Annotated in this window: 20 protein-coding genes; 11 read left to right on the top strand and 9 right to left on the bottom strand. The window is 72.6% G+C overall.

Going from position 1 to position 19,552, the window contains the following annotated elements:
* The first annotated feature begins 7 nt into the window (after positions 1–7).
* The 5 genes from ACTOQ2_RS19285 to ACTOQ2_RS19265 all read left to right on the top strand — a co-directional run bounded on the left by ACTOQ2_RS19285 (position 8) and on the right by ACTOQ2_RS19265 (position 2,972).
* Entirely contained in the window at positions 8–562 is a 555-nt protein-coding gene (locus ACTOQ2_RS19285; RefSeq protein WP_440064331.1) for a PaaI family thioesterase, read from the top strand.
* Positions 559–1,002 carry a dUTP diphosphatase gene (gene dut, locus ACTOQ2_RS19280; protein WP_440101028.1) on the top strand — a complete coding sequence of 148 codons (444 nt, stop codon included), beginning with the start codon at positions 559–561 and terminating at the stop codon, positions 1,000–1,002. The genes ACTOQ2_RS19285 and dut overlap by 4 nt, the downstream gene beginning before the upstream one ends.
* A gap of 148 nt (positions 1,003–1,150) precedes the next feature.
* On the top strand, positions 1,151–1,834 hold the full coding sequence (locus ACTOQ2_RS19275) for a DUF3710 domain-containing protein (RefSeq protein ID WP_440101026.1): 684 nt from the start codon (positions 1,151–1,153) through the stop codon (positions 1,832–1,834).
* A 49-nt stretch (positions 1,835–1,883) separates the two neighbouring features.
* Positions 1,884–2,276 carry an OB-fold nucleic acid binding domain-containing protein gene (locus ACTOQ2_RS19270; protein ID WP_344744598.1) on the top strand — a complete coding sequence of 131 codons (393 nt, stop codon included), beginning with the start codon at positions 1,884–1,886 and terminating at the stop codon, positions 2,274–2,276.
* Positions 2,277–2,309: 33 nt separating this feature from the next.
* On the top strand, positions 2,310–2,972 hold the full coding sequence (locus tag ACTOQ2_RS19265) for a DUF3159 domain-containing protein (RefSeq protein ID WP_440064767.1): 663 nt from the start codon (positions 2,310–2,312) through the stop codon (positions 2,970–2,972).
* Positions 2,973–3,202: 230 nt separating this feature from the next.
* Here the strand turns inward: ACTOQ2_RS19265 and ACTOQ2_RS19260 are convergent, their stop codons facing one another.
* Together ACTOQ2_RS19260 and ACTOQ2_RS19255 are read right to left on the bottom strand one after the other, a co-directional pair.
* Positions 3,203–3,874, bottom strand: coding sequence for a potassium channel family protein (locus ACTOQ2_RS19260; RefSeq protein WP_329084000.1), 672 nt, complete (start codon positions 3,872–3,874; stop codon positions 3,203–3,205).
* Positions 3,874–4,539 (bottom strand): potassium channel family protein, encoded by a 666-nt coding sequence (locus ACTOQ2_RS19255; RefSeq protein ID WP_362681267.1) that lies wholly within the window; start codon positions 4,537–4,539, stop codon positions 3,874–3,876. The genes ACTOQ2_RS19260 and ACTOQ2_RS19255 overlap by 1 nt, the downstream gene beginning before the upstream one ends.
* Before the next feature lie 116 nt (positions 4,540–4,655).
* Between ACTOQ2_RS19255 and ACTOQ2_RS19250 the strand changes: the two genes are divergently transcribed.
* Entirely contained in the window at positions 4,656–6,698 is a 2,043-nt protein-coding gene (locus tag ACTOQ2_RS19250) for an APC family permease (RefSeq protein ID WP_440101025.1), read from the top strand.
* A gap of 68 nt (positions 6,699–6,766) precedes the next feature.
* A complete protein-coding gene (locus ACTOQ2_RS19245; RefSeq protein WP_440084840.1) occupies positions 6,767–8,014 on the top strand; it encodes a class I SAM-dependent RNA methyltransferase in 1,248 nt (415 codons plus the stop codon).
* Positions 8,015–8,379: 365 nt separating this feature from the next.
* Here the strand turns inward: ACTOQ2_RS19245 and ACTOQ2_RS19240 are convergent, their stop codons facing one another.
* Positions 8,380–8,682 carry a hypothetical protein gene (locus ACTOQ2_RS19240; RefSeq protein ID WP_440101022.1) on the bottom strand — a complete coding sequence of 101 codons (303 nt, stop codon included), beginning with the start codon at positions 8,680–8,682 and terminating at the stop codon, positions 8,380–8,382.
* 366 nt (positions 8,683–9,048) lie between these two features.
* Between ACTOQ2_RS19240 and ACTOQ2_RS19235 the strand changes: the two genes are divergently transcribed.
* Positions 9,049–10,824 carry an MOSC domain-containing protein gene (locus ACTOQ2_RS19235; protein WP_440101020.1) on the top strand — a complete coding sequence of 592 codons (1,776 nt, stop codon included), beginning with the start codon at positions 9,049–9,051 and terminating at the stop codon, positions 10,822–10,824.
* A 38-nt stretch (positions 10,825–10,862) separates the two neighbouring features.
* Here ACTOQ2_RS19235 and ACTOQ2_RS19230 read toward each other — a convergent pair whose 3' ends face one another.
* Together ACTOQ2_RS19230 and ACTOQ2_RS19225 are read right to left on the bottom strand one after the other, a co-directional pair.
* Positions 10,863–11,525, bottom strand: coding sequence for a response regulator transcription factor (locus ACTOQ2_RS19230; RefSeq protein WP_440101018.1), 663 nt, complete (start codon positions 11,523–11,525; stop codon positions 10,863–10,865).
* 13 nt (positions 11,526–11,538) lie between these two features.
* Complete coding sequence (locus ACTOQ2_RS19225; protein WP_440101016.1) at positions 11,539–12,729, bottom strand: sensor histidine kinase; 1,191 nt, start codon at positions 12,727–12,729, stop codon at positions 11,539–11,541.
* Positions 12,730–12,887: 158 nt separating this feature from the next.
* On the opposite strand from ACTOQ2_RS19225, the gene ACTOQ2_RS19220 reads away from it, so the two are divergent.
* Positions 12,888–13,124, top strand: a complete 237-nt coding sequence (locus ACTOQ2_RS19220) for a hypothetical protein (RefSeq protein WP_440101015.1) — start codon at positions 12,888–12,890, stop codon at positions 13,122–13,124.
* A gap of 98 nt (positions 13,125–13,222) precedes the next feature.
* Here ACTOQ2_RS19220 and ACTOQ2_RS19215 read toward each other — a convergent pair whose 3' ends face one another.
* Positions 13,223–14,467 carry an MFS transporter gene (locus ACTOQ2_RS19215; protein WP_440101014.1) on the bottom strand — a complete coding sequence of 415 codons (1,245 nt, stop codon included), beginning with the start codon at positions 14,465–14,467 and terminating at the stop codon, positions 13,223–13,225.
* 143 nt (positions 14,468–14,610) lie between these two features.
* Between ACTOQ2_RS19215 and pdxR the strand changes: the two genes are divergently transcribed.
* Entirely contained in the window at positions 14,611–16,065 is a 1,455-nt protein-coding gene (gene pdxR, locus ACTOQ2_RS19210; protein WP_440101012.1) for a MocR-like pyridoxine biosynthesis transcription factor PdxR, read from the top strand.
* Positions 16,066–16,129: 64 nt separating this feature from the next.
* On the opposite strand, the gene ACTOQ2_RS19205 is transcribed toward pdxR, so the two are convergent.
* The 3 genes from ACTOQ2_RS19205 to ACTOQ2_RS19195 all read right to left on the bottom strand — a co-directional run bounded on the left by ACTOQ2_RS19205 (position 16,130) and on the right by ACTOQ2_RS19195 (position 18,336).
* Positions 16,130–16,336 (bottom strand): hypothetical protein, encoded by a 207-nt coding sequence (locus ACTOQ2_RS19205; protein ID WP_440101010.1) that lies wholly within the window; start codon positions 16,334–16,336, stop codon positions 16,130–16,132.
* 59 nt (positions 16,337–16,395) lie between these two features.
* Positions 16,396–17,166 (bottom strand): Clp protease N-terminal domain-containing protein, encoded by a 771-nt coding sequence (locus tag ACTOQ2_RS19200; RefSeq protein ID WP_440101008.1) that lies wholly within the window; start codon positions 17,164–17,166, stop codon positions 16,396–16,398.
* 105 nt (positions 17,167–17,271) lie between these two features.
* A complete protein-coding gene (locus ACTOQ2_RS19195; RefSeq protein ID WP_440101007.1) occupies positions 17,272–18,336 on the bottom strand; it encodes a hypothetical protein in 1,065 nt (354 codons plus the stop codon).
* 148 nt (positions 18,337–18,484) lie between these two features.
* On the opposite strand from ACTOQ2_RS19195, the gene ACTOQ2_RS19190 reads away from it, so the two are divergent.
* Positions 18,485–19,408: an LLM class F420-dependent oxidoreductase gene (locus tag ACTOQ2_RS19190; RefSeq protein WP_440101005.1), complete on the top strand. Its 924-nt coding sequence runs from the start codon at positions 18,485–18,487 to the stop codon at positions 19,406–19,408.
* Positions 19,409–19,552 lie beyond the last annotated feature (144 nt).

Genomic DNA, 19,552 nt, shown 5'->3' with positions numbered 1-19,552 from the left:
CTGCCCCGTGACCCGTTCCGCCCTGACCACCCCCCCGCCGGATGCGACCCGCCCGAGGCCGCTTCCCGGCGCGCCCGCTCCCGGCACCCCGCTCGGCCCCCACTACAGCCGCTGCTTCGGCTGCGGCGCCGGACACCCGAACGGCCTGCACCTGACCGCCCTCACCCCTGACGGGGTCACGGTGGTCGCCGAGTTCACCGTGGAGGAGACCCACCAGGGCGCGCCCGGCCTGGCGCACGGCGGCGTGCTCGCCGCGGCGATGGACGAGGTCATCGGTATGTCCGTGTGGCTCTTCCAGCGCCCCTACGTCACCGGGCGGCTGGAGACCGACTATCTCGCGCCGGTTCCGGTCGGCACCGTCCTGCATCTTCGCGCCTGGTGCAACGGCATGTCGGGCAGGAAGGCGTACCTTGAGGCTGAGGGCCGGATCGGTTCCCCGGACGGCCCGGTCGCCGTGCGGGCCGCGGCGCTCTTCATCGAGGTGGCCATGGAACATTTCGCCAAGCACGGCGACATCCAGACGATCGCCGACGAGCACCACGAGTACGAGGTGAACCCGTGACCCACACCGTCGAGGTGTTGATCCACCGGCTCGACGCCGACCTGCCGCCGCCCTCGTACGCCCACCCGGGCGACGCGGGCGCCGATCTCCACGCGGCCGAGGACGTCGAGCTCCTCCCCGGAGAGCGGGCCGTGGTCGGCACCGGGCTGGCGATCGCCCTGCCCGACGGGTACGCCGCGTTCGTCCACCCGCGCTCGGGCCTGGCCTCCAGGCACGGCGTGACGCTCGTCAACGCGCCAGGCACCGTCGACGCGGGATATCGGGGCGAGATCAGGGTGACGCTGATCAACACCGACACCAAGAACGCCGTACGGCTGCGCAGGGGAGACCGCATCGCGCAACTGGTGATCCAGAAGGTGGAGAAGGCGGTGTTCCACGAGGTGGACCGGTTGCCGGGATCGGCGCGAGGCGCCGGCGGGTTCGGGTCCACCGGCCGCTGACAGGGAGCGAACCCGGCGAGGTGGGCGAGGTGGGCGAGGTGGCCGGTGGTGATCGGGGACCGGAGCGCGCCTCCGGCCCGCGGGGCCGCCCGCCGCCGTGCCCGGCGGAGGACGAGTGATCAGTGAATCTTCAAGGAGCGTGAGGAAAGTGTTCGGACGTAACCGCCGTGAGAAGTCCCCGGCCGCCAAGGCCGCCAAGGCCGTGGTGGAGGAGGTCGAGCAGGTCCCTTCGCGGGAGTCGGGGCCGTGGGACGCCGACGAGCCCCATCCCGAGCGGGAGCGGGTCGACCTCGGAGGCATGCGCCTGCCGGTCGATGCCGGTTTCGAGGTGCAGCTCAACCTGGCCGGTGACCAGATCGTCGGCGCGGTGGTCCTGTTCGAGGGGAGCGCCCTGCAGGTGCACGCCTTCGCGGCGCCCAAGCGGAGCGGGATCTGGGACGAGGTCAGGGCCGAGCTGGCCGAGGGGGTCAAGAGCGCCGGGGGCACCGCCGAGGAGCGGGAGGGGGCGTTCGGCGTCGAGTTGGCCGCCAGGATCCCGGCGGAGGGCGGCGAGCAGCCGGTCCGCTACATCGGGGTGGACGGGCCACGCTGGTTCCTGCGCGCGGTGATCAGCGGGAAGGCCGCGGAGGACGCCGGGGTCGCCGCGACGCTGGAGGGTGTCGTCCGGGACATAGTCGTGGTACGCGGTGACGAGCCGATGGCACCCAAGGAGGCGATCGAGCTCCGGCTGCCGCCCGAGGCCAGGCAGGCCGCGGAGCAGCAGGCCGCCGGGGGCGACGTGCCCGACCTCAACCCGTTCGACCGCGGGCCGGAGATCGCCGAGATCCGCTGACGGGCCCGATCGCGTACGCTGGTTCGACTCGTGTGTGAAGGAGAGGTCCGTGGGTTCTCAGGAGCCGCATAAACAGAGCGGTCTGCGGGGATTCTTCCGCCGGTTGACCGCCGGTCAGGCCGAATTGGAGGCCGACGAGCTCCAGCAGGACCTCGACCGCCACGGCGCCACGCCCATCGTCTCGTGCGGCATGCGCCGCCGCTTCTGCGTGACCGGCACGCTGCGGACGGTGACACTGCGCCCCCGCGGGGGCGCTCCGGCGCTGGAGGCCGAGCTTTACGATGGTTCCGATGTGATCGACCTGATATGGCTGGGCCGAAGGAAGATCGCGGGCATCGAGCCGGGGCGCCTGGTGCTGGCGGAAGGACTCGTCAGCGTGCAGGATGGCCGCAAAGTCATGTTCAATCCGAGATACGAGCTGCGCCCCGCGGGCGGTGCGTGAGTGATTGACGATCACGAGACGGTGAGCGAGAAGATGACCACCACCGGCGAGACCACCGCGCACGACACGGTCGAGGCCGCGATCCGCAGCCAGCTTGCCAAGGCCTTCGGCGGAGTGCGGGGCGTCATCGAGGCCGCCGTGCCCACCATCGCCTTCACCGGCATGTGGGTCGCCACCTCCAACCTGAAGCAGTCCCTGATCGTCAGCATCTCGGCCGCGGTGCTGCTGCTCGTCGTGCGGCTGCTGCAACGCTCGACGCCGCAGTTCGTGGTCAACAGCCTGATCGGCATCGGCATCGGCGCGTTCTTCGCCTCCCGCACCGGCCAGGCGGAGGACGTCTTCCTGCCGGGCATCCTCTACAACGCCGGCTACTCCGTGGTGATGCTGCTGTCGATCGTCACCCGATGGCCGGTGGTGGGCTTCCTCATCGGATCCGTCACCGGCGACCCGACCGCGTGGCGCGCGGATCCGGCCGTGGTGAAGCTGTGCACCAGGCTCACCTGGCTGCTGATGATCCCGTGCGTGGTCCGGGTGGCGGTGCAGCTCCCCGTCTACCTGATCGGCCGGGACGACGCCGTCGCCGAGCTGGGCATCCTCAAGATCGCGATGGGCTGGCCGCTCCAGGTCGCGGCATTCGCCGCCATGGTGTGGCTCCTGGCCCGGGGCAGGACCCCGGTGCGCCCCGCGGTCTCCTGACCGCGGGGCCCGGTCCCGGGTCCGCCGCCCTCCGCGCCGTCGCGGAGGGCCTCCCTTTCACCGCCGGCGCGGCCCTTCCCGCCTGCTCCGGGTCCAGGCCGGGAACGGCGTGCGGTGCGGGGGGATCCCGGCTCGGCACCTCCTCCGGGCCCAGGCAGGGAACCGGGCGGGAGCGGCGTGCGGTGCGGGAGATCTCGGCTCAGCGGGGCGTGCGGTGGGGGGATTCCGGCTCAGCGGGGCGTGCGGTGCGGGGACAGGAGCTCGGCCAGCTCCTCCTCGACCTCCTGGCTGGCCACGAACATCAGCTCGTCACCGGCCTCCAGCGGGTCGTCGGCGGTGGGCACCAGCACCCGGCCCTCGCGCAGGATCGCGACCAGGGCGGTGTCGTTGGGCCACGGCACCGAGCCGGCGCGCTGCCCGACGACCGGCGCGTCCTCGGGCAGGGTGAGCTCGACCAGGTTGGCCTGCCCCTGACGGAAGGTCATCAGCCGCACCAGGTCGCCGACGCTGACCGCCTCCTCGACCAGCGCGCTCAGCAGGCGCGGGGTCGAGACGGCCACGTCGACGCCCCACGACTCGTTGAACAGCCACTCGTTCTTGGGGTGGTTGATCCTGGCGACCACGCGCGGCACGCCGTACTCCGTCTTGGCGAGCAGCGACACCACGAGGTTGACCTTGTCGTCGCCGCTGGCGGCGACGACCACGTGGCACTCGGCCAGGCCCGCCTCGTCCAGCGAGGAGATCTCGCAGGCGTCGGCGAGCAGCCACTCCGCCCGCGGCACGGTATCGATCTTGATGGCCTTGGGGTCGATGTCGACGAGCAGGACCTCGTGGCCGTTCTCCAGGAGTTCGGCGGCGATCGACCGGCCGACCGCTCCCGCGCCGGCGATGGTGACGCGCATCAGTGCTCCTCCTCCGGCGCCCCGGACAGCACCTTGTTGATGCGGTCCATGTCGGTCTCGACCGCCATGACGTGCAGCACGTCGCCCTCCTGCACCACCGAGTCGTTCTTGGGCAGCAGGGTGTCGCCGATCCGGTTGATGAACGCCAGGCGGGTGCCCGCCGCCGCCTCCAGATCCCTCGTCGGGGTGCCGATCCAGCCGGGGTGGTAGGCCACCTCCGCCAGCACCACGCACCCGCTGGGGTCGCGCCAGAGCGGCTCGGCGCCCTCGGGCAGGACGCGGCGCAGGATCTGGTCGGCGGTCCAGCGGACCGTGGCCACGGTGGGGATGCCCAGCCGCTGGTAGACCTCGGCGCGCCGGGAGTCGTAGATCCTCGCCACGACGTTGTCCACGCCGAACGTCTCGCGGGCGACCCTGGCGGAGATGATGTTCGAGTTGTCGCCGCTGCTCACCGCCACGTAGGCGCCCGCGGCCTCGATGCCGGCCTCCTCCAGGACGTCCCGGTCGAACCCGATCCCGGTCACCCTGCGACCCCTGAACCCCGCCCGCAGGCGGCGGAACGCCTGCGGGTCACGGTCGATGATCGCGACCGAGTGGCCGCTGTCCTCGAGGATGTGCGCCAGGGTCGAACCGACCCGGCCACACCCCATGATCACGATATGCATGCTCCCCCGCCGGTCGCTGTGAGGCGGATCTTGATCCCGATGTATTCAGCCAGTATGGACCGCCCCAGGAGTGCCGCGTGAGTGGGGCCGAGGAATAACGGCTAGCATCTGCAGACGTGTCGAAGGTGACGGACCTTGTCAAACGCCTTTTCATCGGGCGGGCGCTGCGCAGCACGCAGCTGCACGAGCAGCTGCTTCCCAAGCGCATCGCGCTGCCCGTCTTCGCGAGTGACGCCCTCTCCTCCGTGGCCTACGCCCCGCAGGAGATCCTGGTCATCCTCTCTCTCGCCGGAGTCTCCTTCTACCACTTCAGCCCCTGGGTCGCCGTCGCCGTCGTGGTGGTGATGCTCACCGTCGTGGCGTCGTACCGGCAGAACGTGCACGCCTACCCCAGCGGGGGCGGCGACTACGAGGTCGCCACCGTCAACCTCGGCCCGAACGCGGGCCTGACCGTCGCCAGCGCCCTGATGGTCGACTACGTGCTGACCGTCGCGGTCTCGGTCGCCAACGGCGTCGACTACGTGGGCGCCACCATCCCGTACGTCGCCCAGCACAAGCCGCTGGTCGCGATCGTCATCGTCGTGCTGCTGACGATCGTCAACCTGCGCGGCATCCGCGAGTCGGGCGCGGCCTTCGCGATCCCCACCTACGCCTTCATGTTCGCCGTCCTCGGCCTGGTCGCGTGGGGCGGTTTCCGGGTGCTCGTCCTCGGCGACGAGCTGCACGCGCCCACCTCCGGGTACGAGATCATCGCCGAGCAGTCGAACCTGACCTCCTTCGCGGCGGCCTTCCTGATCCTGCGCGCGTTCTCCTCCGGCTGTGCCGCCCTCACCGGCGTCGAGGCGATCAGCAACGGCGTGCCCGCCTTCCGCAAGCCCAAGAGCAAGAACGCCGCGAACACCCTGCTGATGATGGGCCTGGTCTCGGTGACCATGTTCGTCGGCATCATCACCCTGGGGCTGGCCTCGGGCGTCAAGGTCGCCGAGCCCTCCGTCGCCTACCGCGACGTCCTCATCGACGGCAGGCCCGCCGGAACCGGCTACTACCAGCAGCCGATCATCGCCCAGGTGGCGGACGCGGTCTTCGGCAACGGCTCGCTGCCCTTCTTCGTCATCGCCGCCGTCACCGCGCTGATCCTGTTCCTGGCCGCCAATACCGCCTTCAACGGTTTCCCGGTGCTCGGATCGATCCTGGCCCAGGACCGCTACCTGCCCCGCCAGCTGCACACCCGGGGAGACCGGCTCGCCTTCTCCAACGGAATCGTGATCCTCGCCGCCGGGGCCTGCCTGCTGCTGTGGGGCTTCGACGCCGACGTCAGCCGCCTGCTCAACCTCTACATCGTGGGCGTCTTCGTGTCGTTCACGCTGAGCCAGATCGGCATGGTCAGGCACTGGACGCGGCACCTGAGGACCGAGGGCGACCTGAGGGTCCGCCACCAGATGCACCGCTCGCGGACCATCAACTTCTTCGGCGGCGTCATGACCGGCGTGGTGCTGGTGGTGGTGCTGGTCACCAAGTTCACCCACGGGGCGTGGATCGTCTGCGTGGCCATGCCGGTGCTGTTCCTGATGATGAAGGGCATCCACCGCCACTACGAGAACGTGGCCGCCGAGCTCGCCGTCGCCGAGGACTCCCAGGTGGACGAGTCGATGCTGCCCGCGCGCAACCACGCCATCGTCCTGGTCTCCAAGATCCACAAGCCGACCCTGCGCGCCCTCGCCTACGCCCGCGCCACCCGCCCCTCCAAGCTGGAGGCGATCACCGTGGGGGTGGAGGGCCCCGAGGCCAGGGCGCTGCAGGAGGAGTGGGAACGGCGCGGCATCCCGGTGCCGCTGAAGATGCTCGACTCGCCCTACCGCGAGATCACCCGGCCGATCCTGGAGTACGTCAAGTCGCTGCGCCGCCGCTCGCCCCGCGACGTGGTGAGCGTCTACATCCCCGAGTACGTCGTCGGCCACTGGTGGGAGCACATCCTGCACAACCAGAGCGCGCTGCGGCTGAAGGGCCGCCTGCTGTTCCAGCCGGGTGTGATGGTCATCAGCGTGCCCTGGCAGCTGCACTCCTCCGACCGGCTCAAGGGCCGCCCCGAGCCCTTCGCACCGGGCGCCGTACGCCGTCCGCGCCAGGAGGCGGCACGGGACGAGGACGTCAAGGCATAACCTTTCGTATGCGCTCCTGACGCGAGGAGGCTCGACCGACGACGGATTTTCCCTTGGGGGCAACGACCATGGCCATCGAACTGACCGTAGGACCGGTTGCGCACGGTGGCTGGTGCGTCGCCCGCCACGACGGCCGGGTCGTCTTCGTGCGGCACGCGCTGCCCGGCGAGCGGGTCACCGCCGAGATCACCGAGGAGACCTCCCGGTTCCTGCGGGCCGACGCGGTCGAGATCCTGGAGCCCTCCGCCGACCGGGTGACCCCGCCGTGCCCGTTCGCGGGCCCCGGCCGCTGCGGCGGCTGCGACTGGCAGCACGCCTCCCTCGACGCCCAGCGTCGCCTGAAGGCCGACGTGGTGGCCGAGCAGCTCAAGCGCCTGGCCTCGATCGACTGGAAGGGCACCGTCGAGGAGGTCCCCGGAGCCCCGGACGGGCTCGGCTGGCGCACCCGCGTCCAGTTCGCCGTCGACCGCGAGGGCGGCCTGGGCCTGCGCCGCCACCGCTCCCACGACGTCGAGCCGGTGGACGCCTGCCTGATCGCCCACCCCGAGGTGGAGAACGTCGGCGCCGAGGTCATGAACTGGCGCAACGCCTCCTCGGTCGAGGTCATCGCCTCCACCACCGGCGACCAGGCGGTCGTGGTCGCGCCCAAGCCCCGCCGCACGGTGGCCGTGCCCGACCTAGACACGAGCGTGGCCGTCTTCGTCGACGAGGGCAAGGGCCGCAGCCGCGTCGTCCACGGCCGCAACCATCTCGTCGAGCGCGTCGCCGAGCGCGACTTCCAGGTCACCGGCAGCGGCTTCTGGCAGGTGCACCCCGGCGCCGCCGCCACCCTGCTCGACGCCGTCATGGAGTTCGCCGCCCCGCAGCCGGGGGAGTGGGCCCTCGACCTCTACTGCGGCGTCGGCCTGTTCGCCGCCGGGCTGGCCGAGGCGGTCGGTCCCGAGGGGGCCGTGTTCGGCGTCGAGTCCGAGTCCGTGGCGGTCCGCGACGCCGAGCGCAACCTCCGCGACCTTCCCCAGGCCCGCTTCGCCAGGGGACGGGTGGAGAACGCCCTCGACCGCTTCGGTATCGAGCGCGCGGACCTGGTCGTCGTCGACCCGCCCAGGGCCGGGCTGGGCCGCGACGTCGTCGACCGCGTGACCACCCTCCAGGCGACCCGGATCGTGTACGTCTCCTGCGACCCGGCCACCCTCGCCCGCGACCTGGCCTGGTTCGCCGAGCGGGGCTACCGCCTCGCCGATCTGCGGGCTTTCGACGCCTTCCCGATGACCCATCACGTGGAGTGCGTGGCGCACCTGGTCAGCGAAACGGTCTAGGTTCTGACCTGGGAAAACGCAATGAATGGTGTTTCATCAAGTCCCCGGATGCCCCCCGTTAAACCAAGATCATGACGCATGAGTGACGCATGATCTTGGAAACACCCCGCGACTGGTTCGGTCGCGGGGCGTACGAGAACCCCGGCCCGGGCTCACAGGGTCGGGGCTCTCGCGTCTGACGCAACTGCCGGCCCGCTCGGCGACGAACGTCCCGAGCCCGCGGACGGAGTAGGCGATGTCCCCAGGCTGAGACCCTCGGGGCGACTCACCCTGGAACCTTATAGGTTGCCGAACATCCGGAAAAAGGTGACCTTTATCTAGGTTCCGCACTTCGGGTCATCCGAATGGAAAGAGCGGAATGTCGGTCAGCGTATGCGACCGAAGACCAGGATTTCTGTCCTGGCGGTCGCCACGGTCATCACGTTCTCCACACACCTCTGGGTAGGAGCATTCATGACACTGGTGAGGAAAATTCTCGCGGGGACGGCTCTGTGCGCGTCGGCGCTTCTGGTCCCCGCCGCCGTCGCGACGCCGGCGTCCGCGTCGACCTCGGCATCTGCGTCGATGTCGGGTCCCGTCTCCATCGCCGCGAACAGCTGCGGCCTGCCGACGAGCGCCAGGCCGCCGAGCAGGTTCATCAGAAGCTGGAGCGACTGCAACACCTGCATCAGAGAGGCCTACAAAAGGTCGAACCCCACCCTCGGCCTCCGGTACTACTGCACCTACAACCCGAGTAACAACCTGAACGACCTGCACCAGTACCTCGGTTAGCCGCAAGAGCCTGCGGCCCCGCCATCGGCCTGGCCTGAATCTGTTTCGTGAAGGAATCCGGGCCGCACACCATGTGCGGCCCGGATTTCGTCATCTCCCGGCGAATCACGTCAAGGCGCGGAAAGAGGACTGGAAGGTGAACGCCACGGCCGGGGACCGCGCTGCGCGCAGGCCCGGGGACCGCGCTGCGAGGTCCCAGCTGACCTGCGAGAACGAGGTATCGTGCAAGGGAGCCGGGTGCCTCTTGGTGAGGGGGAAGACACGTGGCGACGCTCCTGTCGATCAACGTCGGCCTGCCCAGGGACGTCCCGTGGCACGGCACGACGGTGCACACCGGGGTGTGGAAGCGGTCCGTGGCCGGGCCGCGCACGGTACGCCGTCTGAACATCGACGGGGACGGCCAGGGAGACCTTCGGGGGCACGGCGGCGAGCACCGCGCGGTGCTGGTCTACCAGATCGACTCCTACCGGCACTGGCAGGAGGAGCTCGGCCGCGACGACTTCGTCTACGGCCAGTTCGGGGAGAACTTCACGGTCGACGGGCTGCCCGACGACGAGGTGTGCGTCGGCGACCGCTACCGCGTCGGGGAGGCGGTGTTCGAGGTCACCCAGCCCCGGGTCACCTGCTACCGGGTGGGCCTGCGGATGAACGAGCCGCGGATGGCGGCCCTGATGGTGTCCCACCGGCGTCCCGGGTTCTACCTCCGGGTGATCACCGAAGGGCGGGTGGAGGCGGGCGACGAGATCGTCAAGGTCACCTCCGGACCGGAGGCGATGTCCGTCGCGGAGATCGACGCCCTGCTCTACCTGCCGGGCCACCCCCGCGACCGGCTGGAGCGGGCGCTGCGCATCCCCGCACTGAGCGAAGGCTGGCGGGCGTCCCTGCGCGCCCTGCTCGACCGGCCTGATGACAGGGGCACGAAGAAGGGATCGGCGGGGAACCCGGGGCTGACACCCGTCGCGGCCGGGCCGCCGCCCGCCTGGCAGGGGTTCCGGCCGCTGCGGATGACCCGGATCGACGCCGAGAGCCGCAGCGTGTTCTCACTGACCCTGGAGGCCGTCGACGGGGAGCCGCTGCCCGCCGCCCTGCCGGGCCAGTTCCTCACCGTACGGCTGCGCCCCGAGAGCGGCGGCCCGCCGGTCATCCGTAGTTACTCGCTGTCCGGCCCTCCTGACGCCGGTCGCTACCGGATCAGCGTCAAGCAGGAGGCCAGGGGTGTCGCCAGCACCTATCTCCGCACCCACCTGAGTGTCGGCGACCTTCTCGAAGCCGCGGCGCCGCGCGGCACGTTCACCCTGGAAGAAGGCGATGCTCCGGTCCTGCTGCTCTCGGCGGGCATCGGCGCGACCCCCGTCCTCGCCATGCTGCACGCCCTCGCCGTCGCCCGCTCGACCCGCGAGGTGTGGTGGCTGTACGGCACGCGCGACGGTACGGAACACCCGTTCGCCGCGGAGAGCGGCGGCCTTCGCGCCCTGCTTCCCAACGCGCACGAGCACGTCTGCTACAGCCGGCCCGCGCCCGGCGACCGCCAGGGAGTCGACTACGGCACGGCGGGACGGCTGTCGGTCGAACTGCTCGGCCGCCTCGGCGTCCCGCACGCCGCCGACGCCTACCTGTGCGGTCCTCCCGCCTTCATGCGCGACCTGCCGCCCGCCCTCGTCGCCTCCGAACTCGCCCCCGCGAGCGTCCACACGGAGGTCTTCGGCGCGGAGGCGGCGCTGACGCCGGGAGTGACCCCGGTGGCCGCCCGCCCGCCGCACCCACCCGCCGGCGCGCCGGGAGCCGGGCCCGCCGTCACGTTCGCGCGCAGCGGCCTCACCGTCTCCTGGAACCCCGCCTACGAGAGCCTGCTCGACCTCGCGGAGGCGTGCGATGTGCCGACCCGCTGGTCGTGCCGTACCGGGGTCTGCCACACCTGCGAGAGCGGTCTGCTGTCCGGCGCGGTCGGCTACTCGCCGGAGCCGGTGGAGGCCCCCGCCGACGGCAACGCGCTGATCTGCTGCTCGCAACCCCGCGAGGACCTCATCCTCGACCTCTGACGCCCTGTCCCGCCGTCGTGCCCGCCCGGCGGCGGGTTTCACCGGCCTCCCGGCGTGCTCGCGTCGTGGACCAGCAGGGCGATCTGGACCCGGTTGTTGAGATCCAGCCGGGTCAGGATCCGTGACACGTGCGTCTTCACCGTCGGCAGCGCCAGATGCAGCTCCCGCGCGATCTCCGCGTTGGAGCGGCCGCGCCCGACCGCCAGGGCCACCTCCCGCTCCCGCTCGGCCAGCAGCGCCAGCCGGGCCTGGGCGGCGGCGGCCCGGTCCTCCTGCTCGGAGCCGTCCGTCACCTGCTCGATGAGGCGGCGGGTGACGGCGGGGGAGAGCACCGGATCTCCGGCGGCCACCGTTCGCACGGCCGTGACGATGTCCTGCGGCGGGGTGTCCTTGAGGAGGAACCCGGCCGCGCCGGCGCGCAGCGCCCGCAGTACGTGCGCGTCGGTGTGGAAGGTGGTCAGGACCAGCACCTCCGGGGCGCCGGGCCGGGCCCGGAGCCTCTCGGTGGCGGCCAGCCCGTCGACGCCCGGCATCCGGATGTCCATCAACACCAGATCGGGTCCGTACGCGGCGACCAGGGCGGGCACCTCCGCCCCGTCGGCGGCCTCCGCGACGATCTCGACGTCCGGGGCCCCGCCCAGCATCAGGCGCAGCCCGGCCCGCACGATCGCGTCGTCGTCGACCAGCAGGACGCGGATCACCCCGTCCCCCTCCTCAGCCCCGGCCCGTGACGGACGCGATGTCCGTCGCGGGCCAGGGTAGTGAGGCGTGGACCAGGAAACCACCGTCGGCGGGACCGGCCGTCAGCTCACCGCCCGCCAGGCGGGCCCGTTCGGCCAGCCCGATCAGCCCCTGCCCGACGCCCCCGCCCCCGCCCCCGCCCGCGCCGGAGGCCGGAGCCGGTCCGGGCGGCGGCGCGTTACGGACCTCCACCGTCAGCCCGCCCGCCGGGCCCCCGGTCACCTCCACCGCGACCGCCGCGCCGGGCGCGTGCTTGCGTGCGTTGGTCAGCGCCTCCTGGACGATCCGGTACGCCGTGCGCCCCACCACGGGCGGCGGCGCCGGTCCTTCCGGCGGCCCGGTCAGCTCGATCCGGCCGCCCGTCGCCCGGGCCTCCGCCACCAGCCGGGCCAGGTCCGCCAGTTCCGGCTGCGGACGCTCACCCTCCTCGGGTCCGGCCCGCAGCACCCCGATCACCTCGCGCAGGTCGCGCAGGGCCAGGTGGGCGCTCTCCCGGATCACCCCGGCGGCCCGCGCGATCTCCTCCCTGGGCGCGCCCGGGTTGAACTCCAGCGCCCCCGCGTGCACGCTCAGCAGCGACAGCCGGTGACCGAGCACGTCGTGCATCTCGCGGGCGATCTCCTCCCGCGTCTCCCGCCGGACCCACTCGGCGCGCGACTCCGCGTCCGCCTCGGCCAGTTCGGCACGCTCTCGCAGCGAGGCGATCAGCTGCTGCCGGGAGCGCCGGAACAGCCCCCACCCGATGGCCCCGGCGATCAGCGCGAAGTACGTCAGCGCCGAGTCCGCGCGGGCCTCGGGCAGCTCCGCCACCTGCCACAGGAAGACGGGCAGCGGCGCGAAGGCCAGCGCCGCCACCCACGCCGTGACCCGCCACGGCCGGGTCGCGGCCACCGTGAACACCGCCACCATCGCCGGGCCGGTCAAGTAGTGCGCCTGGGTGCCCGCGAGCAGCAGCGTCACCGCCAGCGACACCGGCCAGCGCCGCCGCAGGAGCACCGCCGCGCACCCCAGCCCGCCGGCCACCTGGTCGGCGTCCCGCCACACGGGATCGAGGTCCTCGGGGATCGGGACGGACTGCGAGCTGACGGCGGCGAAGCAGGCGGCGAAGAGGAACAGCGCCAGGTCGGCGACCCAGTCGCGGCGGGTGCGGTGGATACGGCGCATACTTCGAAAACCTACGCGCCCCCCGCCCGCGACCGGGCGTCCAGGCCGCGGCCGGATACTTAAGTACGACTCCCGGCCCGCCGGCGGCCGACCTCGGTCACCACCCGGCCGTCCTGAGCCCGATCCGGTGCCCGCGGCCTCGCGTCTACCGTCGGGCCATGACCTCCACCTCGAAGTCCCCCCTGGCCGCCCTGGCCGGCCTGATCTGCTTCGTCCTCGTCGTCGGCGGCACGAGCGGCCTCCTGCACGAGTGGTTCGGCTGGATCCACTTCATGGGCTTCGTCCGTTTCCTCGTCCCCGGCGGCTACGAGATCTACAGCTACGTCGTCATGATCATCCTCGGCCTCGCGGTGGGCGCGGCCGGCGACGCGGTCACCCGGCGAGGCCGCGGATGACCCGCCGGGCGTCCACGAGCCGGCCCGCGCGACGGCGCGGCGGGCCATCCGGCGGGAACGGCCGCCCGGCCTCGGCGATCTCGCGGCGCCCGCGCCCGCTACCCGGACACCTCCTCGGCGGCCGGCTCCGCCCGCCGGGTTCGCAGGGCCCAGCGCACGGCCGGTCCCGTGGCGAGGCCGGACAGCAGGAACAGGCCGCCGAGCACCAGCCAGCCCGGGGTCCCCCAGGTGAGGATCAGCGTCGTGAGCAGCAACGGGCCGAGCATCCTGGCGACCGCCGCGCCGGAACCGAAGAAGCCCTGGTACTGCCCCTGCCTGTCGGCCGGGGCGAGATCGAACCCGATCTCCCAGGCGCCGGAGGCGTGCGCCATCTCGCCGAACACCTGCAGGCAGGCCGCGAGGAGCAGGACGAGCGCGGCGGCCCATGCCGAGGACCAGGCCGTCGACGCCGACGACAGGGCGAACACCGCGCACGCGGCGAGCAGCACCGCGCCCGCCCGCCGCACGGACCTGGAGGCGCTCTCCAGGTCCGTGACCCGCCGGGCCACCCGCACCTGGAACAGCACGACGCCCAGGGTGTTGAGGATCAGCAGGGCGGAGACCGTCCAGCTCGGGGCCTCGGTCCGCTGGACGATCCACAGGGGGATGACCAGGCTGAGCAGCGGCATGTTCAGCAGCGTGACCATGTTGAGCAAGGAGAGCAGGGCGTACGGCCTGTCCCTGAGCACCGCCAGCGCCGGTTCGCCCGCCGGTGCGGGCGCCGCGGGCGGCACCGGGGGAAGGCGGAGCAGGATCAGGGCGGAGAGCAGGAAGCTCAGCGCGTCCATCGCGAGAACCGTCAGGTAGGCCGCCCGGGTGTCGAGGTGCAGCGCCGCCCCGCCGAGCGCGGCGCCGACCGCCAGCCCGGCGTTGACCGTCGCCTGCAGGTGGGCCCGGACCCGCGTCCGCCGCGTCCTGTCCACCAGACCGGCGAGCAGCGCCTGCCTGGCCGCGGCGAGCCCGCACTGCGAGATCGCGTACAGGCAGGCGGCCACCACGAACACGGGGAAGGAACGGACGAACAGGAACGAGCCGACCGCGGCGGCCGTGGCGACGGCCAGCAGGACCGCCGTGCCGCGAGGTCCCCGGCGGTCGGCGAGGTGGCCGAGCGGGACGCCCGCCACGAAGCCGACGGCCCAGCCGAGCGTCAGCGCGAAGCCGACCTGGGTCGGCGAGAGCCCCACGATCCGGATGAAGTAGAGCGCCGAGCACACGTAGTACGCGCCGTCCCCGATGGAATTTGTCAGTTGCGCGAGGGCGAGGACCCGGGGCGGCCCGGACGAGGGCATGATCCGGTTGAGCATGGTGCTCCTTCGTCGGCTTTTCGGTCGTCACGGGCCTGGCAGGACTCGCCGAGAGCCGTACGGAGGGCAACTTTAGAGAGCTGATTGGTCCCATGTAAGATCCAATATGAGGAGAGTCCACCGGGCCAATACGAGGGGACGCAATGGACTTCCACGTGAGCCTCACCGGTCGCGGCGACCTGTCCGCCCGCATCTACCGGCAGCTCCTGGACGCCGTCCTCGACGGCCGCCTGCGCCCGGGGGAGCGTCTGCCCCCCACCCGCGAGCTGGCGCGGCGGCTTGACGTGTCGCGCAACACCGCGGCGGTCGCCTACGAGCGGCTCACCGCCGAGGGCGTTCTCGTCGGCCGGGTCGGGGCGGGCACCTTCGTGTGCGCCGAGCCCCTCGCCCGCACCCGTCCCAGGAACGCGCCCGCGGGCGGCGGCGTGCGCCCCCGCCGCCTCTGGCGCTCCCCGGCCGCCCCACCGGCCGAACCGGAGGGAGAAGTCGCCTACGACTTCAGGGTGGGGCTCCCCGACGCAGAGCTGTTCCCGCTCGAAACCTGGCGCAGGCTCGTCGCCCGCGAGCTGCGTCCGGCGCTGGTGCGCTCCGCCGGCTACGGCGACCCCGCCGGGTACGCGGACCTGCGGGAGGCCGTCGCCCGCCACGTCGGTGTCTCCCGCTCGGTGCGGGCGAGCGCCGATGACGTGCTCGTCACGCAGGGAGCCCAGCAGGCGCTCGACCTGATCGGCCGCGTCATGATCGAGCCGGGCTGCCGGGTGGCCGTCGAGGAGCCGGGCTACCCTCCGGCCAGGCTGCTGTTCCAGTCCCTGGGCGCGCGGGTCGTCGGCGTACCCGTCGACGGGGAGGGCCTGGACGTGGCCGCCCTCCCCGACTCCGCCCGCCTCGTCTACGTCACGCCGTCACACCAGTTCCCGCTGGGTACGCCGATGTCGCTCGGCCGCCGCGCCGCGCTGCTCGAATGGGCCGGGCGGCGCGGCGCCGTGGTGATCGAGGACGACTACGACAGCGAGTTCCGCTTCGAGGACCGCCCGCTCGAACCCCTCCAGAGCCTCGACCGCAGCGGTCACGTCATCTACGTCGGCTCCTTCTCCAAGACGATGCTGCCGATGCTGCGCCTGGGCTTCCTGATCGCCCCCGCCTCGCTCCAGCCCGCCCTCCGCGCCGCCAAGCGGCTCACCGACTGGAGCGGCGAGCTTCCCACCCAGGCGGCGCTGGCCGGCTTCATCGACGAGGGCCTCCTCGGGCGGCACGTCCGCAGGGCGACGCGCGAGTACGCGGCCCGCCACGAGCGGATCCTCACCATCCTCCGGCGTGACTTCCACGAGTGGCTGGAGCCGGTTCCCTCCGCCGCGGGCCTGCACCTGTGCGCCTACCTGAAGCCGGACGCCGGGGTCGACACGGCCCTTGTGACGGCGTACGCGCGGGAGGCGGGCGTCGCGCTGCAGGACCTCGCCGTCTACTACGGCGAGGCTCCCGCGCGGGCGGGGCTGGTGCTCGGGTACGGTTCGATCCCCCTGGAGAGGATCGAACCGGGCCTGGGGCGGCTCGCGGAGAGCTTCCGCGAGGCGGGGAGCGTCCTCCCGCCGTCGCCCTGACCGGCCGCGACCTCCGCGAGGTCGGCCACGATCCGGTGATCGAACCGCTGGGCATGCGGAACACCTACCGGCCGGCCCCCGGCTCCCGGTCCGGGCCCGCCTCGGCCAGGAAGCGCCCGATGAGGGCACGCGCGCCCATGCCCGCGCCCATGCCCGCCGGCACCCCGGCGAGCACGCCCGAGCCCATCCCCACGAGCACGCCGACGGCGATCCCGATGACCAGCCACGCGATCACGCCCGCGACCGGGTACACGGCCGGGCGGGTGGTCACCGGGTACCCGCGGGGTGGACGTCCCGTCCCTCGGGGCGGGGAGGGAATCGCGCCCACGCCTACGCCTCGTCCGCCGTGCCGAGGCGCTCCTCCAGCCGTTCGAGCCTGAGCAGGACGGGGCGCAGCTCCTCGCGCACGGCCGCCGACAGGGCGCTCGCCGCGTCGGCGGGCAGGGCCGGGGGAGGGGCGGCGGGCCGGGTCTGCGCGCGCAGGTGGACGTACCCGGCGAGCGCGGCCGAGACCGCGTGGCGGGTCAGCCGGTGCTCGGCGCCCAGCTCCCGCAGGATGCGCCCGGCCGCCCCGTCCGGTTCGGCGACCAGCCCGAGGAGCAGGTGCTCGCAGCCGACGTAGTTGTGACCGAGCGAGGTGGCCTCGGTGACGGTCATCTCCAGGGCCGCCGCCGCGGGCGCCCCGAAGGCGAGCTCCGCCTCGTCGGAGCCGGTCGCGGCCGGGGTGTCGAGGCTGAGCCGGTCCAGGCGCCGCCGTACCTCCTCGGGGTCGATCTCCAGGGCGCCGAGAACCTGGATCGCCAGGTTGCCTCCCTCGGCGAGCATGCCGCCCAGCAGGTGCTCGGTGCCGACCTCGGCCGCACCCAGGGCGCGCGCCTGCTCCACCGAGAGCCTCACCACGTCCCGGGCCCGCGGGGTGAAGTGGGTGAGGCGCGCGGTCAGGTCGTCGAGGTCAGGGGCGCCGAGCGCCGTCTCGCGGATGGCCGTCACCCGCCGTACGGCCTGCTCCAGAGCCCGCTGGCACACGGCGGAGACCGGCACGCCCGCCTTCTTCACCGCTTCGGCCAGCTCGTCGGGCAGATAGACATTGATCTTCGGCATCACATCTCCCTTATGGGGTTACAGGAGGGTTATAACCCATTGATAACCCCAAAGGAGGCGCTTGTCCAGTGCCTGCCCGGGTTTCCCGGGCCCGCCGAGGGCCGTCTAGCGCGTCGCGCCGGTGAGGAACCGGGTGATACCGGGAGAGAGGGCCGTGCCTCTGGTGGAGAGCCACGCCAGGCGGTTGCGGCTGGTGAAGGCGGCGAGCCTGCGGGCCTCCAGCCGCGTGAGGTCGCCGGGACCGGCCAGCACGGGTGTCAGGGCGATCCGGTTCCAGGCGGCGCTCTCGCCCAGGGCGCGGGCGATCTGGGGGTGCGCGGCGCGGACGGCCGAGGCGATCGGGCGCAGGCGGCTCTCGGCGCCCGAGGTGGTGTCGACGGGCGCCAGGAGGTTGACGGCGGCGATCTCGGCGCCCGCCGCCACGGTGGTCCGGAGCATCTCCTGGCCGGCGGGGGACAGGCCGGTCCCGGTGACCGGGAGGGTGAAGCTCACCGTGAGGGAACGGCCCTCGCCGGCCGCCTCGCGCTGCAGGGCCGCGATCGCCCTGGCCCGCCGCAGCACGGTGGCGCCGCCCGCCGGGCCGTGGACCTCGAAGTCGATGTACGTGGCGTCGAAGGTGCCGATCGCCCGGCGGTAGGCGGCGGTGAGCCTGGCGAGGTCGGAGCAGGCCGCGGCGAGCTCGCGCCCCGCCGGGCCGCCGAAGGCGAGGCCCGCGTTCCCGCCCGCGGCGCGCAGGGGGGCGAGCCGGTTGGCGACCGGGTTGCCCCCCTGCGCCTGGAGCCCGCCCCACTTGGGGACGCAGCCCTTCTGCCCGGCGGTGAGGTGGCCCAGCGTGAACCAGCGCACGTGGCTCCTCCTGGCCTCCCTGGAAAGGTTGAAGCGCGGCTCGCGGACCGCGTCCACGAATGCCACGAAGCCCGAAGGGCGGGTGACGGCCGGTGGGGGCGAGGGCTCGGCCGCGGGCCCCGAGGTCGTTCCCGAGGGCGTCGCCCCGGACCCGGCCCGCCCGCCGAGGGGGGCCCACTCGCCCTGCGCCCTGGAGGGCAGCAGCCAGATCGCGGCCCCGGTGCCCGCGGCGAGCACGATCGAGGCGAGCACCACCAGGGGCCGGGGCGGGGTGCCGGGCTCGCGGACCCGGCGGGTGTGGGGGCGGTCGGTCGCCACAGGCATGTGATCCCCTCCTCGACGGCCAAGGGGTGATCGCTGTGAGTGGTCGATCCGCTACCCGTTGCGTCAGAGGCCAGAACGTTAGCAAGCGTTCCCGCCATGGCGCGGGCTTTCTGCGGATGCCGTCCGGAGTGCCCGGATAATGGTTCCCATGAAGTTGAGGATCTTCACTGAACCGCAGCAGGGTGCCACCTACGACGAGCTGCTGACGGTCGCGCTGGCCGCGGAGCGGCTGGGGTTCGACGCCTTCTTCCGCTCCGACCACTACATGCGGCTCGGACCCGGCGACCCGGGACCCGGCTCCACCGACGCCTGGACGACCCTGGCCGGCCTGGCCAGGGACACCTCCACGATCCGTCTCGGCACCCTGGTCACGCCGGTCACCTTCCGGCTGCCGGGCCCGCTGGCGATCAGCGTGGCCCAGGTCGACCAGATGAGCGGCGGGCGGGTGGAGCTGGGCCTGGGCACCGGCTGGTACGACGCCGAGCACACCGCGTACGGCATCCCGTTCCCGCCGATCGGCGAGCGGTTCGGCAGGTTCGAGGAGCAGTTGGAGATACTGGTCGGGCTCTGGACCACGCCCAAGGGCGAGACGTTCTCCTTCGAAGGCGCCCACTACCGGCTGGCCGACTCGCTCGCGCTGCCGAAGCCCGCGCAGAGCCCGAAACCGCCGATCATCATCGGCGGCACCGGCGCCACGCGCACCCCGCGCCTGGTCGCCCGGTTCGCCGACGAGTACAACGTGCCGTTCCGCACCCTGGAGGACACCTCGCAGGCCTTCGACCGGGTCAGGAAGGCGTGCGAGGCGGAGGGCAGGGAGCAGGTCGTGTTCTCCGTCGCGCAGACCGTCTGCGTCGGTTCCGACGACGCGGAGATCGCGCGGCGGGCCGAGGCGACCGGGCAGGACCTCGCCGCGCTGCGTGCGACGGGCCTGGCGGGCACCCCCGCCGAGGTGGCCGAGAAGATCGGGCGGTTCGCCGATCTGGGCGCCGAGCGGATCTACCTGCAGGTGCTGGACCTGGATGACCTCGACCAGCTGGAGCTCATCTCGGACGAGATCCTGTCCCACGTGTAGGCCGCGGGCCTGCGCGTCACCGCGCACGGACGGGCCGTTCCTCCTCGCCGTCCCGCCGGCACGCCACCGCCGAACCGGCTCGCAGCCGAACGGCCGAGCCGGTTCGCCGGCCATCGATGGCCGGATCATGGGGGTTCGGGGTGT

The organism is Streptosporangium sp. H16 (genome assembly GCF_051918855.1).
GTDB lineage: Bacteria > Actinomycetota > Actinomycetes > Streptosporangiales > Streptosporangiaceae > Streptosporangium.
This window is presented reverse-complemented; position numbering and strand designations above follow the sequence as displayed.